General features: G+C 65.1%; 14 protein-coding genes and 2 pseudogenes. 11 read left to right on the top strand and 5 right to left on the bottom strand.

Going from position 1 to position 14,613, the window contains the following annotated elements; translation table 11 throughout:
• Positions 1-106 precede the first annotated feature (106 nt).
• Both DWG20_RS14450 and DWG20_RS16520 read left to right on the top strand, forming a co-directional pair.
• Positions 107-676: a histidine phosphatase family protein gene (locus DWG20_RS14450; protein WP_115434461.1), complete on the top strand. Its 570-nt coding sequence runs from the start codon at positions 107-109 to the stop codon at positions 674-676.
• A 69-nt stretch (positions 677-745) separates the two neighbouring features.
• Positions 746-1,782, top strand: a pseudogene (locus DWG20_RS16520) (IS5 family transposase).
• A 5-nt stretch (positions 1,783-1,787) separates the two neighbouring features.
• On the opposite strand, the pseudogene DWG20_RS16515 reads toward DWG20_RS16520, so the two are convergent.
• Positions 1,788-1,943 (bottom strand): annotated as a pseudogene (locus DWG20_RS16515) (IS110 family transposase); the annotation flags it as partial.
• 302 nt (positions 1,944-2,245) lie between these two features.
• The gene (gene fabI, locus DWG20_RS14435) at positions 2,246-3,034 is read right to left on the bottom strand and encodes an enoyl-ACP reductase FabI (RefSeq protein ID WP_115434826.1); all 789 of its coding nucleotides are present in this window, start codon (positions 3,032-3,034) and stop codon (positions 2,246-2,248) included.
• Between the two features lie 203 nt (positions 3,035-3,237).
• On the opposite strand from fabI, the gene DWG20_RS14430 reads away from it, so the two are divergent.
• The 8 genes from DWG20_RS14430 to DWG20_RS14395 all read left to right on the top strand — a co-directional run bounded on the left by DWG20_RS14430 (position 3,238) and on the right by DWG20_RS14395 (position 11,914).
• Complete coding sequence (locus tag DWG20_RS14430) at positions 3,238-5,034, top strand: extracellular solute-binding protein (protein ID WP_115434458.1); 1,797 nt, start codon at positions 3,238-3,240, stop codon at positions 5,032-5,034.
• Between the two features lie 3 nt (positions 5,035-5,037).
• Positions 5,038-6,093, top strand: coding sequence for a microcin C ABC transporter permease YejB (locus tag DWG20_RS14425; RefSeq protein WP_115434457.1), 1,056 nt, complete (start codon positions 5,038-5,040; stop codon positions 6,091-6,093).
• Complete coding sequence (locus DWG20_RS14420) at positions 6,090-7,109, top strand: ABC transporter permease (protein ID WP_115434456.1); 1,020 nt, start codon at positions 6,090-6,092, stop codon at positions 7,107-7,109. The genes DWG20_RS14425 and DWG20_RS14420 overlap by 4 nt, the downstream gene beginning before the upstream one ends.
• A 2-nt stretch (positions 7,110-7,111) precedes the next feature.
• Complete coding sequence (locus DWG20_RS14415; protein WP_115434455.1) at positions 7,112-8,713, top strand: ABC transporter ATP-binding protein; 1,602 nt, start codon at positions 7,112-7,114, stop codon at positions 8,711-8,713.
• A 114-nt stretch (positions 8,714-8,827) separates the two neighbouring features.
• Positions 8,828-9,154 carry a thioredoxin TrxA gene (trxA, locus tag DWG20_RS14410; protein WP_115434454.1) on the top strand — a complete coding sequence of 109 codons (327 nt, stop codon included), beginning with the start codon at positions 8,828-8,830 and terminating at the stop codon, positions 9,152-9,154.
• 137 nt (positions 9,155-9,291) lie between these two features.
• A complete protein-coding gene (gene rho / locus DWG20_RS14405; RefSeq protein WP_115434453.1) occupies positions 9,292-10,548 on the top strand; it encodes a transcription termination factor Rho in 1,257 nt (418 codons plus the stop codon).
• Between the two features lie 124 nt (positions 10,549-10,672).
• Positions 10,673-11,296, top strand: coding sequence for a trimeric intracellular cation channel family protein (locus DWG20_RS14400; protein ID WP_115434452.1), 624 nt, complete (start codon positions 10,673-10,675; stop codon positions 11,294-11,296).
• A gap of 9 nt (positions 11,297-11,305) precedes the next feature.
• On the top strand, positions 11,306-11,914 hold the full coding sequence (locus DWG20_RS14395; protein ID WP_115434451.1) for a CoA pyrophosphatase: 609 nt from the start codon (positions 11,306-11,308) through the stop codon (positions 11,912-11,914).
• Between the two features lie 61 nt (positions 11,915-11,975).
• Here DWG20_RS14395 and ppnP read toward each other — a convergent pair whose 3' ends face one another.
• The 3 genes from ppnP to DWG20_RS16195 all read right to left on the bottom strand — a co-directional run bounded on the left by ppnP (position 11,976) and on the right by DWG20_RS16195 (position 13,758).
• On the bottom strand, positions 11,976-12,287 hold the full coding sequence (ppnP, locus tag DWG20_RS14390) for a pyrimidine/purine nucleoside phosphorylase (protein ID WP_115434450.1): 312 nt from the start codon (positions 12,285-12,287) through the stop codon (positions 11,976-11,978).
• Positions 12,288-12,340: 53 nt separating this feature from the next.
• Positions 12,341-13,183 (bottom strand): carboxylating nicotinate-nucleotide diphosphorylase, encoded by an 843-nt coding sequence (gene nadC, locus DWG20_RS14385; RefSeq protein ID WP_115434449.1) that lies wholly within the window; start codon positions 13,181-13,183, stop codon positions 12,341-12,343.
• A gap of 413 nt (positions 13,184-13,596) precedes the next feature.
• On the bottom strand, positions 13,597-13,758 hold the full coding sequence (locus tag DWG20_RS16195) for a hypothetical protein (RefSeq protein WP_181880935.1): 162 nt from the start codon (positions 13,756-13,758) through the stop codon (positions 13,597-13,599).
• Between the two features lie 409 nt (positions 13,759-14,167).
• Here DWG20_RS16195 and DWG20_RS16190 point away from each other — a divergent pair, with 409 nt between their 5' ends.
• Positions 14,168-14,587, top strand: a complete 420-nt coding sequence (locus DWG20_RS16190; RefSeq protein WP_181880934.1) for a hypothetical protein — start codon at positions 14,168-14,170, stop codon at positions 14,585-14,587.
• Positions 14,588-14,613 lie beyond the last annotated feature (26 nt).

Genomic DNA, 14,613 nt, shown 5'->3' with positions numbered 1-14,613 from the left:
CTCACAGTGGCGCGACCGCGCGGGATTCTCACCCGCTTCTTCTCGCACAAGTGTGTCGCATTTTAGAATGGGGCACGACTAAGTCAAAGAACTTCCATCCGGCCTCATGAAAACGGAACTGACCTTGCTGTGCCATGCCCCGACCCATGCGATGCGCGCGGGGATGTTCCCTTGCGCTGAAGATCCCATCGAGTGGCCGGAATATCTGCCAGCCGGCATGACACTCGATGCCCTGTCGTTCGAGCGTGTGCTGGTTAGCCCCGCTCGCTGCGCGCGCGAGACGGCAGCGGCGTTGTCGTTGACGGCAACGGTGGACTCGGCGCTTCGGGAATTGGACTATGGCGATTGGCAAGGGCGGTCGCTGAAAGAGATTGTTCGGGACGACCCCGAAGGCTTGCAGCACTGGCTCGCCGACCCCGCTACCGCGCCCCATCGGGGAGAAAGCATCGAAGCGCTTGCCAGACGGGTCGTCGACAGGCTGAAGAATCCCGTGCACTTTCCGGGGTGCACCTTGTTGGTGACACACGCAAGCGTGATCAAGGTGCTGCTGCTGGAGGCGGTGGGGGCACCTCTGACCGCTTTTTCGAGTGTGGATGTCGCTCCTTTGTCGAGAGTCGCGCTGACAGCATTCAAGGACAGATGGCGTTTGCGGATTGGTGAATCGCTGATAGGTTGAGTTGTTGGTGGCTCTGTTGCAGAAATCGGCTCGGAAGCGGCTGTCCAGCGGTTCCGGTAAGCTGAGCCGATGACCCGACCTACCCCGGCCAAGTACCGCACGAAGAATTGGAAGACCTATAACGCCGCGCTCAAGCAGGGGCTCGTTGTTGATCTGGCTAGACAAAGACATGGCCTGGCAAGGCGAGCCCAGCGGCCCGCGCGGTCGCCCCCCAAAGTTCAGCGATGCCGCCACCCCGTTCTGCCCGACGATAAAAGGCCTGTTCGGCCTGGCCTTGCGCCAGACTGTGGGCATGGTGGAGAGCCTGCTCAAGCTGGCGGGTCTGGATTGGACCGTACCGGAACTTCAGCACGCTCTGTCGTCGCCAGCAGTATCTGACGGTTCAAATCCCTGCTCGCCTGACCCGTTCGGGGCTGCACCTACTGATCGACAGTACCGGCATCAAAATGCTGGGCGAGGGCGAGTGGGCTGCGTGCGAATTTTCAATTCGCTCAGGGATAACGAAAAAGTACGGCGCGGAGTAGCGTCGCCAATGGCGCAACGTTCATCAGGGCATTGATGCCGAGACCGTGGAAATCCGGGCCATCGAGATCACCGGCAACTCGGTCGGCGATGCGCCGATGCGGTCGGAACGGTTGTCCCAAATTTCCGAGTATGAACGGATGGCTTCGGTGAGTGCAGACGGCGTAATTGAGCGGCGGCGAACCACGGTCTGGACAATTTCCGCCGGAGTGCTTGATCACGATTGGTCAGGCGTACGCTGTCTGATTCGAGTGCAGAGGCAGACCCAGCTCTTTGATACCGGCTTGCAGAACTGGCGCGAGCGCAGCGACACGACGTGGGCTATCAGCACCCGGAGAGTGACAGCGGAGGACGCCGCGCAAGCGATTCGCGATCATTGGCTGATAGAGAACGCGTTGCATCATGTGCGCGATGTGGCCTTGGGCGAAGATGCGAGCCGGGTCCGCAAGCAGCCTGGCGTGTTTGCCCAGCTGCGCACGTGGGCGTTGAACCTGTTGCGTGTTGCGGGTTACGAGAATATCAAAGCAGCTCGGCAAACGCTGGGCTGGAGTCCTGAAGCGCTACTCCGGCTGTGCTCTGGTTGATAGCGTTGAACAGCCCTGAGGCAGGGCGGCAGGTTGGCAAAGAAGGCTGCCACCTGGTGTCGCGCCAGTTGCTTGCGCAGCACGGTTCTGCCATGCGCATCCACACCGTGCACCTGGAACACATTCTTGGCCAGATCCAGCCCGATCGTTCTACTGTTCATGGTGACGCTCCCTTCGATCAGTGAGGCGATAGCAATCTCACTGTGGCACCGCGATGCCGCTTCAGGAAGGGGGCGTCCATACCATTAACAAAGCCGCTTGCATGGATACCTTTCTCACAGGTCTAGCCAGTTTTTTCAGGCGCTGTAGAAATCGATACCTGATCTCGGTGAGTGCGGTGCTTGCCAAATAAAAAAGCCTCAGCCGTAAGGGCCGAGGCTTAGGTCATTGCACCAAGTTGGGGCGTTTTTTCAAAGTGTGAGCAGAGTTTTCACTTATTACGACTCCCTACAACAAGAAAACCTTATTCGCTGTCGACGTTCAGCGCGTTGATGCTGTAGCCGGCGTCCACGTAGGTGATTTCACCGGTGATGCCCGACGCGAGGTCGGACAAGAGGAAGGCGGCGGCGTTGCCGACTTCTTCGGTCGTCACGCTGCGGCGTAGCGGCGCGTCGTGCGCGACGTGCGACAGCAGCTTGCTGAAACCGGCGATGCCCGAGGCGGCCAGTGTCTTGATCGGGCCGGCCGAGATGCCGTTGCAGCGGATGCCGTCCTTGCCGACCGCGCTGGCGGTGAAGCGGACCGACGCCTCGAGGCTGGCCTTGGCCAGACCCATCACGTTGTAGTTCGGGATCGCGCGCACCGCGCCGAGGTAGGTCAGCGTCAAGAGGGCGCTGTTGCGACCCTTCATCATCGGGCGCGCGGCCTTGGCCAGCGCCGGGAAGCTGTACGCCGATACGTCGTGCGAGACCCGGAACGCTTCGCGCGACAGCGAGTCGAGGAAGTCGCCGGCCAGTGCTTCGCGCGGCGCGAAGGCGATCGCGTGCACCAGACCGTCCAAGCCGTCCCAACGTTGGCCGAGGTCGACGAACAGCTGGTTGATCTCGTCGTCGTTCTGCACGTCGCAGCGGAAAACGAGGTCGGAGCCGAATTCGGTGGCCATCTTGCGGACACGGTCTTCGAGCTTGTCGACGACGTAGGTGAACGCCAGTTCGGCGCCTTGGCGATGACAAGCCTGAGCGATGCCGTAGGCGATCGAGCGGTCGGAGATCATGCCGGTGATCAGAATCTTTTTGCCTTGCAGGAAACCCATCATGAGTCCTTGTGAGGAAAACGTGCCGGCATTATAACCACGCTCGTGCCGGCGCGATATCCGGCCGGACGGTCCGGCAGTATCCGGCGGGGCTGGCCGCGCTCCGGGATTTGGTATTGAATACAGGGCGAGCGCTCCGGCATCCCGACCTGTGGGGCGCAATGACAGACAATTCAAACAAGACCGAGCGACCCCGACCGCCCATGCGCTTTCGCCGACTGCTGATTTTCGCTCTCACCCTGCTGGCCGCCCAAGAACTCGCGGCGACGCCGTCGATGGCGCTCGGCTATCGGCCCAAGTACCCGGCCGACTTCGCCCATTTCGACTACACCGACCCCGCCGCCCCCAAGGGCGGACGCCTGGTGCTGCCGGCGATCGGCGGCTACGACACGCTGAATCCCTACACGCTCAAGGGCGACAAGGAGGCCGGCATCAGCGCGATGACGGTCGAATCGCTGATGGCACAGAGCGAGGACGAACCGTTTAGCGCCTACCCGCTGATCGCACGCGACATCGCCCTCGCGCCGGACAAACTGTCGGTGACCTTCAAGCTCGATCCCCGCGCGCGCTTCTCCAACGGCAAGCCGGTCACCCCGGCAGACGTGGTGTTCTCGTTCGATACGCTGACGCGCGACCCGAGCGCGACGCCGGGCTACCGCTTCTATTACGGCGACGTTGCGCGCGCGGTCGCCGTCGACGCGCAAACGGTTCGCTTCGATTTCAAGCGGCCGAACGCCGAGCTGCACCTGATCGTCGCGCAGCTGCCGATTTTCTCGCGCGACTGGATTCCGAAGGGCAAGACGCTGGCCGACGTGTCGATGACGCCGCCGATCGGCACCGGGCCTTACAAGCTGTCGAGCTACGCGCTCGGTCGCCAGAGCGAATTCGCGCGACGCACCGACTACTGGGCGCAGAAGCTGCCGAGCCGGCGCGGCATGTACAACTTCGACCGGATCGTCTACCGCTACTACAAGGACGAAACCGCACGGCTCGAGGCGTTCAAGGCCGGTGAGTTCGACCTGTCGGCCGAGAACGTCGCCAAGCAGTGGGCGCGCGGCTACCAGGGCGACAAGTTCGACGACGGCCGCATCGTCAAGAAGACGCTGCCGCACGGCGCGGCGTCCGGCATGCAGGGCTTCGTGTTCAATCTGCGAAACCCGCTGTTCGCCGACAGGCGCGTGCGCGAGGCGCTGACGCTGGCTTTCGACTTCGAATGGTTGAACCGCCAGCTGTTCTACGGCCAGTACAAGCGCAGCGGCAGCTACTTCAGCAATAGCGAAATGGCCGCGCAGGGTTGGCCGAGCGAGGAGGAGCTCGCGATCCTCGAGCCGGTGCGCGCCAAACTCGACCCGGAAGTGTTCGGCCTCGCGGTCGAGCCGCCGGTGTCCGACAGCCGCTACGGCGTGCGTGAAAACCTCAAGCGCGCGCGCAGCCTCTTGATGGCGGCCGGCTGGCGTTATCAGGGGGGGCGACTGGTCGACAAGCTCGGCCAACCTTTCCGCTTCGAATTCCTCAGCTACTCGCGCACCTACGAGCGCATCGTCGCGCAGTGGCAGAAGCAGTTGGGCAAACTCGGCGTCGAGCTGGCGGTGCGCGTGGTCGACCCGGCGATCTTCCAGCGCCGCATGAACGACTTCGCCTACGACACCACCGTCGTCGTCTACGGCGCGAGCCAGAGCCCGGGCAACGAGCAGCAGAATTTCCACGGCTGCCAGGCGGCGAAGACGCCGGGTTCGAGCAACTGGGCCGGCCTGTGCGACCCGGGCATCGAGGCGATCCTGCCGCGCTTCCAGCGCTTCGAGAACCGGCAGCAGCTGGTGAGCGCCGCGCGCGCGCTCGACCGCGTGCTGCGCGCCGGGCGCTATGTGGTGCCAAACTGGCATATCCCTTATCACCGCGCCGCGTGGTGGGACCGCTTCGGCCAGCCCGCGACGCTGCCGCGCTATTACGACGTCACCAACTGGGCGATCCAGACCTGGTGGGCGAAGCCTGGGAACTGATGCATGGGCCATTACCTCGTCAAACGTTTGTTGCTGATGATCCCGACGCTGGTCGGCATCCTCGCGATCACCTTCGCGGTGATCCAGTTCGTGCCGGGCGGTCCGGTCGAACAGATGGTGCAGACCCTGACCCGGAGCGGCGTCGCCGGCGAAACCGCCGCCGTCGATACGCGGTCCTTGCTGAAGGGGCAGTCGGGCCTGTCGCCCGAGGAGCTCGGCCAACTCAAGGCGTTGTACGGCTTCGACAAGCCGCCGCTGACGCGCTTTACCGACATGCTGGGCAACTTCGCGCGCTTCGAGCTCGGCGAGAGCTTCTTCCACCACCAGAGCGTCGGCGTGCTGATTCTCGACAAGCTGCCGGTGTCGATGTCGCTCGGCCTGTGGACGTTTTTCCTGACCTATCTGATCTGCATCCCGCTCGGCGTCGCCAAGGCGGTGCGCGACGGCAGCCGCTTCGACCTCGCGACCAGCACCTTCATCCTGGTCGGCTACGCGATTCCCGGCTTCGTGCTCGGCGTCGTGCTGCTGGTGCTGTTCGGCGGCGGCAGCTTCTGGCAGCTGTTCCCCTTGCGCGGCCTGACCAGCGACAACTGGGCCGAGCTCGGCCTCGTCGACAAGGTGCTCGACTACCTGTGGCATATCGCGCTGCCGGTGACCGCGTCGACCGTCGGCAACCTCGCGGTGATGACCTTGCTGACCAAGAATGTGTTCCTCGAGGAAATTCGCCGCCAATACGTCTACACCGCGCGGGCCAAGGGTTTGAGCGAGAGCGCCATCCTCTACCGTCACGTTTTCCGCAATGCGCTGATCCCGCTGATCACCGGCTTCCCGGCCGCCTTCATCGGCGCCTTCTTCACCGGCAGCCTGTTGATCGAGACGCTGTTCTCGCTCGACGGGCTCGGCCTGCTGTCGTACGAGTCGGTGATCCGCCGCGACTACCCGGTGGTGATGGGCAGCCTCTACGTTTTCACGCTGATGGGGCTGGTCACCAAGCTGCTGTCGGATCTGTCCTACCTGTGGGTCGACCCGCGCGTCAGCTTCGAGGAGGGCGGGCAATGAGCCAGTCCCCGCTCGCGCGTGCCTGGGGCCGCTTCAAGAAGAACCGCCGCGCGTGGGTCAGCCTGTGGCTGTTCGCGGTGCTGTTCGGCGTGTCCTTGTTCGCCGAAGTGCTGTCTAACGACAAGCCGCTGGTCGTCCGCTACCACGGCGAGTGGTACGTGCCGGTGCTCAAGGACTACAACGAGACCGCCTTCGGCGGCGACTTCGACACGCCGGCCGACTACCTCGACCCCTATATCCGCGACCGCTTGGCCGAGCCCGGCAACTGGGCGCTGTTCGCCCCCAACCCGTACAGCGCCAACACGATCAACGAATTCACCCGCAGCCCCAACCCGGCTCAGCCTTCCTCGGCCAACCTATTGGGGACCGACGACCGCGGCCGCGACATCCTCGCGCGCCTGGTGTACGGCTTCAGGCTGTCGGTGCTGTTCGCGCTCGCGCTGACCGTCGTCGGCACGCTGGTCGGCATCGTCATGGGGGCGCTGCAGGGCTACTTCGGCGGCAGGGTGGATTTGACTTTGCAGCGCGCGAGCGAGATCTGGGGCAGCCTGCCCGAGCTGTATCTGCTGATCATTCTCTCGTCGTTCTTCAACCCCAGCCTCGGCCTGTTGCTCGCGCTCTTGGCGCTGTTCGGCTGGATGGGCCTGGCCGACTATGTGCGCGCCGAGTTCCTGAAGAACCGCCAGATGGAATACGCGCTCGCCGCGCGCGCGCTCGGCGTGTCGAACCCGCGCATCATCTGGCGCCACCTGTTGCCCAACAGCCTGACGCCGGTGCTGGCCTTCCTGCCGTTCCGCGTCAGCGGCGCGATCCTCGCGCTGACCAGCCTCGACTTCCTCGGCCTCGGCGTACCGGCGTCGACGCCGAGCCTCGGCGAGCTGTTGTCGCAGGGCAAGGACAACCTCGACGCCTGGTGGATCGCGCTGTCCACCTTCACCGTGCTGACCGCGACCCTGCTCTTGCTGATCTTTATCGGCGAGGGGCTGCGTTCGGCGCTCGACACGCGCAAGGGCTGAACATGAACCTGTTGACCGTCGAGAACCTGACCGCGCACTTCGGCGAACAAGCCGCCGTCAAGGGGGCGAGCTTCGCGATCGCGCCGGGCGAAAAGCTCGCGCTGGTCGGCGAGTCCGGCTCGGGCAAGAGCGTCACCGCGCAGGCCATCCTGCGCCTGAACCCCGACGTGACGCTGTCCGGCCGCGTCGTGTTCGGCGACGACGACCTTATGGCGCTGCCCGAGCGGCGTCTGCGCCGGGTGCGCGGCCGCGACATCGCGATGATCTTCCAGGAGCCGATGAGTGCGCTCAACCCGGTGCAGACCGTCGGCACGCAGATCGCCGAGGTACTGGCGTTGCATTTGGGGCTGCCGGCGACGGAGGCGCGCGCCGAGGCGATCAGGCTGCTGGCGCGCACCGGCATTCCCGACCCCGAGCACAGGGTCGACGCCTACCCGTTCCAGCTCTCCGGCGGCCAGCGCCAGCGGGCGATGATCGCGATGGCGCTGGCCGGCAAACCGAAACTCTTGATCGCCGACGAGCCGACCACCGCGCTCGACGTGACGGTGCAGGCGCAGATCCTCGACCTGCTGGACGAATTGCAGCGCGACACCGGCATGGCGGTACTCTTCATCACGCACGACCTGAACCTGGTACGCCGTTTCGCCGACCGTGTCGCGGTGATGCGCGCCGGCGAGATCGTCGAGGTCGGCGAAGTCGACGCCGTGTTCGCCCACCCGGCGCATCCGTATACACGCGAATTGCTGGCGAGCCGGCCCGATCCCCTGCCCGACAATCGAGAGCACGCGCCGCAGCGGCTGGCGGTGCGCGACTTGTCGGTGGCGTTCTCGCGTCGTCGCGGCTGGTGGCGCAAGGAGGCGGTGCCCATCCTGCACGGCGTGAAACTGTCGGTGCCGGCCGGGCGCACGCTCGGTGTCGTCGGCGAATCGGGTTCGGGCAAGACGACGCTGGCGCTGGCGCTGATGCGGCTGGTCGCCTCGCAAGGCGAGATCGAGCTCGAAGGGCGGCGGATCGACGGCCTCAAGGGCGAGGCGCTGCGCGCGACGCGGCGCGGCTACCAGATGGTGTTCCAGGACCCGTTCGCCTCGCTGTCGCCACGGCTGACGGTAGAGGAGATCGTCGGCGAAGGCTTGACGCAGCACGAACCAGGCCTGAGGCCCGGCGAACGCGCGCGGCGAGTGGAAGCGACGTTGGCCGAGGTCGGCATGTCGCCCGACGCGCTGCACCGTTACCCGCACGAATTTTCCGGCGGCCAGCGCCAGCGCATCGCGCTCGCGCGCGCGCTGATCCTCAAGCCGCGGCTCTTGATCCTCGACGAGCCGACCAGCGCGCTCGACGCGACGCTGCAAAAGCAGATGATCGCATTGCTGCTGAGGCTCCAGACCGAGCACGGGCTCAGCTACCTGTTCATCAGCCACGACCTCGCGGTGGTGCGGGCGCTCGCGCACGAGGTGCTGGTCTTGAAGGACGGCCGCGTGGTCGAGGAGGGGCCGGCCGCGGCGCTGCTCGCCGCGCCGCGCGACGCGTATACTCGAAGGCTGGTCGAAGCGGCGCGCCTTGGAAGAGAAGGCAGAGAAGGCGAAGTCGCGCCATCGCTGCCTTGAAATGTCGGACGGTCACCCCCATACCCAAATCATGCCGACGCCGGGCTTGCCGCGTACGCCGCGCGCTTGTTACCATAAACGCTAACTGAAATGCTTTGACGATAAGAGGAAGCTATGAGCGATCTGATCCTGCACGTTACCGACGATTCCTTTGAACAGGATGTTCTCAAGGCCGAGGGCCCGGTCCTGGTCGATTACTGGGCCGAGTGGTGCGGTCCGTGCAAGATGATCGCCCCGATCCTCGACGAAGTCGCCAAGGAGTACGCAGGCCGTCTGAAGGTCGTCAAGCTGAACATCGACCAGAACGAACAGACGCCGCCGAAATTCGGCATCCGCGGCATCCCGACGCTGATGCTGTTCAAGGATGGCGAAGTCGCCGCGACCAAGGTCGGCGCGCTCGCCAAGGGCCAGCTGACGGCCTTCCTCGATAGCCACATCTGATTGACACCCGGTTGTAAAGCTTCTATTCTCTGCAGTATCAAAACGGGCGGCGCAAAGCCGCCCGTCCCCCTAGTTGTCCGCACGCTTCCCTGTCGTACCGCTCAAACCCTGTAGCCAAGGCTCGCACTCCCTCCCTTATGCATTTATCCGACCTCAAGCACCTTCACGTCAGTGAGCTCGTCGACATGGCGATCGCCAACGAGATCGACGGCGCCAACCGGCTGCGCAAGCAAGACCTGATCTTCGCGCTGTTGAAAAACCAGGCCAAGAAAGGCGAAAGCATCTACGGCGAAGGCACGCTCGAGGTCCTGCCGGACGGATTCGGTTTCCTGCGCAGCCCCGACACCTCGTACCTGGCCGGCCCGGACGACATCTACGTCAGCCCGAGCCAGATCCGCCGCTTCAACCTGCACACCGGCGACACCATCGAGGGCGAGATCCGCACCCCGAAGGAGGGCGAGCGCTACTTCGCGCTGGTGAAGGTCGACAAGGTGAACGGCGAGCCGCCGGAAAATTCCAAGCACAAGATCCTGTTCGAGAACCTGACGCCGCTGTTCCCGACCGAGCGCCTGCATCTCGAGCGCGACATCAAGTCCGAGGAAAACACCACCAGCCGCGTGATCGACCTGATCGCGCCGATTGGCCGCGGCCAGCGTGGTTTGTTGGTGGCGCCGCCGAAATCCGGCAAGACGGTGATGCTGCAGAACATCGCGCACGCGATCACCTCCAACCATCCGGATGTCGAGCTGATCGTGCTGTTGATCGACGAGCGCCCGGAAGAAGTGACCGAGATGACGCGCTCGGTGCGCGGCGAGGTGGTGTCGTCGACCTTCGACGAACCGGCTACCCGCCACGTACAGGTCGCCGAAATGGTGATCGAGAAGGCCAAGCGCCTGGTCGAGCACAAGAAAGACGTCGTGATCCTGCTCGATTCGATCACGCGTCTGGCCCGCGCCTACAACACGGTGATCCCGGCGTCGGGCAAGGTGCTGACCGGCGGTGTCGACGCCAACGCGCTGCAACGCCCGAAACGCTTCTTCGGCGCCGCGCGTAACATCGAGGAGGGCGGCTCGCTGACCATCATCGCCACCGCGCTGATCGACACCGGCTCGCGCATGGACGACGTGATCTACGAGGAATTCAAGGGCACCGGCAACATGGAACTCCATCTGGACCGCAAAATGGCGGAAAAGCGGGTTTTCCCGGCGATCAACATCAATCGCTCGGGCACCCGCCGTGAAGAACTGCTGATCCCGCAGGATCAGCTGCAGCGCATCTGGGTGCTGCGCAAGCTCTTGTACCCGATGGACGACCTCGAGGCGATGGAATTCCTGCAGGACAAGATGCGCGCCACCAAGAGCAACGCCGCTTTCTTCGACTCGATGCGTCGCTAAGCGCTTGCGTTCTCCGATTCGAGGCGCCGGACCGAGGTCTGGCGCTTTTCTTTTTGCGCGATAATGAAACGATGAAATCCGAACGGCACGGCCGGCCCGGCGGGGCGGGCCGAAAGGGAAACTGATGCAGATGGACTGGTTCGCGGTGGTGGGGACGGTGGCGTTCACCTTTTCCGGCTACTTGGTCGGGGTGAGGAAGCACCTGGACGTGCTCGGCGTGGTGATCGTCAGCCTGCTGTCCGCGATCGGCGGCGGCCTGATCCGCGACGCGCTGGTCAGCCGCATGCCGCTGGTGTTTCACGACACCGAGCCCTTGATCGTCATCACCGCGACGCTCATCGTCGCGTGGGTGATGCGTCTGCACCAGCGCGAGAGCGGCCTGATCGCGCGGCTCTTCATCGTCGCCGACTCGATCGGGCTCGTCGCGTTCAGCCTGACGGGCGCGATGGTTGGGCTGTCGCTCGGGCTGAACGCGTTCGGCGTGGTGATGCTGTCCTTTGTCACCGCCGTCGGAGGCGGCATGGTGCGCGACATGATGGTCAACGAGATCCCGTTCATCCTGAACCAGGACTTCTACGGCACGGTGGCGATCCTGGTGGCCGGCGGCCTGTATCTGCTCGACCATTTCGGCACGGTGACCGCGCTGGGTCTGCAGGCGCTGTTCTGGGGCGGGCTGGCGCTACGTTTGCTTGCACACTGGAAAGAACTGGCGCTGCCCAGGATCGTCAAACCCGCCAACACCGAATAAAGGAAAACCATGTGGCCCGAGCACCCGGATGACGCCGTTAGCTGGTTGCAACAACGCCTGGCGGCCTCGGCTGTGCCGTTCACGCGGCCGGCCGACCTCGTGGCGGGGCCGCTGACGCCGGCGGCGGTGCTGTTGCCGCTGATCTGGCACGCCGGCGCGCCGACGGTGCTGTTGACGCGTCGCACGCTGTCGCTGCCGACGCACGCCGGCCAGATCAGCTTTCCCGGCGGCAAGCTTGAAGCGTGCGACGGCGACGCGGTAGAAGGCGCCTTGCGCGAGGCCGAGGAAGAGGTCGGCATCGCGCCGGCCGAGGTGCGCGTGGTAGGGCGGCTCGCCGACTACGTGACGGTGACCGGATTTCACATCACGCCGGTGGTCGGCGTGCTCGTGCCGCCGGTGGCGCTGACGCCGCAGCCGGCCGAGGTCGACAGCGTGTTTGAGTTGCCGCTCGAACGGGCGTGCGCGCCGGGCGGATTCCTGAAGGAACGCTATGAACGCAATGGCGTGAAGGGCGAATACTGGGTGCTGCAGTATGGGCCCGACCGTGTATGGGGCGCGACGGCGGCGATGCTGCGGGCGCTGGGACAGACGCTCGCCGGGCGCGAGCCCTACGCGTAAAACATGCGGTCATGAAAAAAGCTCGGCCAACGTTGGCCGAGCTTTTTTTGCGCGCGGCGTCTTAGCCGAAGTGGCAGACATAGTGCAGCGTGCTCGTCACTTCGATGTCGAAGCTCGAGTCGCCCGGCACGTTAAACGAGTCGCCGGCCTTGTAGGCCTTCGCTTCGCTGTCGCCGGCCAGTTTCACGCGGCATTCGCCGGCGATCACTTCCATGATTTCCGGTGCACCGGTGTTGAAGGTCAGGCTGGACGGCAGGATCACGCCGACCGATTTCTTGGTGCCGTCGGCGAGCACGATCGAGTGGCTGACGCATTTGCCGTCGAAGTAGACGTTGGCTTTCTTGACGACGCTGACGTTGTCGAACTGGGACATGGCGATTCCTTTGTCTGTGTTGTGGTTTGAATCTTATTGGAGGATGGGCTTGCTTACAGCTTGAAACGCATCGACAGGTCGACCGCCTCGATATCCTTGGTCAGCTTGCCGACCGAGATGCGGTCGACGCCGGTCTCGGCGATCGCGCGGATGCTGGCGATATCGACGCCGCCCGACGCCTCCAGTTCGGCGCGGCCGGCGCTGCGCCTTACCGCTTCTCTCATGTCTTCGAGGCTCATATTGTCGAGCAGCAAGAGCGTTGCGCCGGCCTCCAGCGCTTCGTCGAGCTCGGCCAGGGTTTCGACCTCGACCTGCAGCGTGACGTGGGACGGCGCGATGCGGCGCGCTTCGGCCAATGCCGCGGCGATGCCGCCGGCGGCCATGATGTGGTTTTCCTTGATCAGGATGCCGTCGAACAGGCCGATGCGCTGGTTGTCGCCGCCGCCGACGGTGACCGCGTACTTCTGCGCGAGGCGCAGGCCGGGCAGCGTCTTGCGCGTGTCGAGCACGCGGGCGCGGGTGCCTTCTACCGCGTCGGCATAGCGGCGGGTGACGGTCGCGACCGCCGACAGCGTCTGCAGGAAGTTGAGCGCCGAGCGTTCGGCGGTCAACAGCGCGCGCGCCGGGCCCTCGATCTCGCACAGCAGGCGGCCGGCGTCGACCGTCTCGCCTTCCTTCACGCTCCAAGTCACGGTGCAGCGTGCGTCGACCTGGCGGAAGCACTCGTCAAACCATGGCTGGCCGCAGACCACCGCCGTCTGGCGCGCGATCACCGTTGCCCGGCCGACCTTGTGGTCCGGGATCAGTTCGGCGGTCCAGTCGCGCTCGCCGACGTCCTCGACGAGCGCGCCGCTCACTTGCTGGGCGATCAGGTGGAACGGGGGCAGGGTGGACATGGTCGTGATCCGGAAATCGTAAAGAACGATATTGTAACGGCAAGCGGCGGCTTTCAGGGCGTGCAAAGATCCCGCCCGCTGTCTCAGGAACGGGACGGTTTGGGTGCCGCCGACAGGCGCGGCGTCCGTCGCGGGGCCGGCCGTGAAGGCCTCGCAAAAAACCGTCGGACTGTCCCGAAAATGGAACAGCTTTTGATTTCCGGCCGCAACGCGCGCAGCGCTTGACCGCCGGCGTCCCGCAAGGAGGGGGCGGCGCGCGGAGTGTCCCGGAACCGGCGCAGGTTTGAACGGGATGCCGGTGGCGTTCCGTCGCCGCTTCGCCGCAGGGACGGCGGTTTCCGGCTCGTCCGTTGCGGCGCGGACGGGACGGGTTCTTCCCGCATGGCCTTTTCAATGTGCTGATTCATAAGGGTTTATTCGGTCTTCCCGCCCGCGACGAGGGGCGGCTCGCCTTTTTTTCGGCGCCAGCCGATGCGTTTGGCACATTTTTCGCATATCGGCGAGTGAGTTGGCTTCTCTTGAACGGACCAAGGCCGGGGCCGGTCCGCATCGAGCATAACGGCGATGAAGTCCATGCCACTCTTCGCAGGGAGACTAAAAATGAAATCCAAAGCATTAGCGCTTGCCCTCGCCGTGCTGATGGGCGGAACGGCATTCGCAACCGAGCTGGAAGTCATTCCTGACACGGCGCCCCCGCCGTCGGACAAGCTCGACGATTCCGCAGTCGCCGGCCGTTATCTGGTGGTTGCAGACAGTACCGTCGTGCTTTACCCGCGTGATAACGGCCATGAGCCCGGCGGACGCCGTGCGCGCGGCCCTGGTGGCAGCGATCCGGGGGGCGGAGGCAACCCGGGAGGCGGAGGCGATCCGGGAGGCGGAGGCGATCCGGGAGGCGGAGGCGATCCGGGAGGCGGAGGTAACCCGGGAGGCGGCGATATAGGCGGAGGCGGCACGAGCAGCAGCGGCAGTACGGGCAGCGGCGGCATGAGCGGCGGCGATATAGGCGGTAGTGGCACGAGCAGCGGCGGCAGCACGGGCACCGGCGGCATGATAGGCGGCGGCATAGGCGGCATAGCCACGAGCAGCGGCGGCAGCACGGGCGGTGGCGGCATCAGCAGCGACGGAATAGGCGGCGGTGGCATCAGCAGCGGCGGCAGTACGGCCAGCGGCGGCATGAACGGCGACGGCATAGGCGGCGGCGGGGTCAGCAGCGGCCGCGGCAAGGGCGGCGGCGGCATGAGCGCCGGCGGAGCAGGCGGCAGCGGGACGAGCAGCGGCGGCAGCAAGGGGGGCGGCGGCATGAGCGGTGGCGACGGCCGCGGCTTCGGCGGCGGTCATGGCGGCTTCGGCGGCGGCCGCGGTGGCTTCGGTGGCGGTCGCGGCGGCATGGGCGGCCGCAGGTAGGGGCTGAGGGACTTCGCACAAAGGCC

The organism is Crenobacter cavernae, assembly GCF_003355495.1.
Classification (GTDB): Bacteria; Pseudomonadota; Gammaproteobacteria; order Burkholderiales; family Chromobacteriaceae; genus Crenobacter; species Crenobacter cavernae.
The sequence above is the reverse complement of the archived record's forward strand: the minus strand, read 5'-3'. Positions and strand labels throughout refer to the sequence as shown.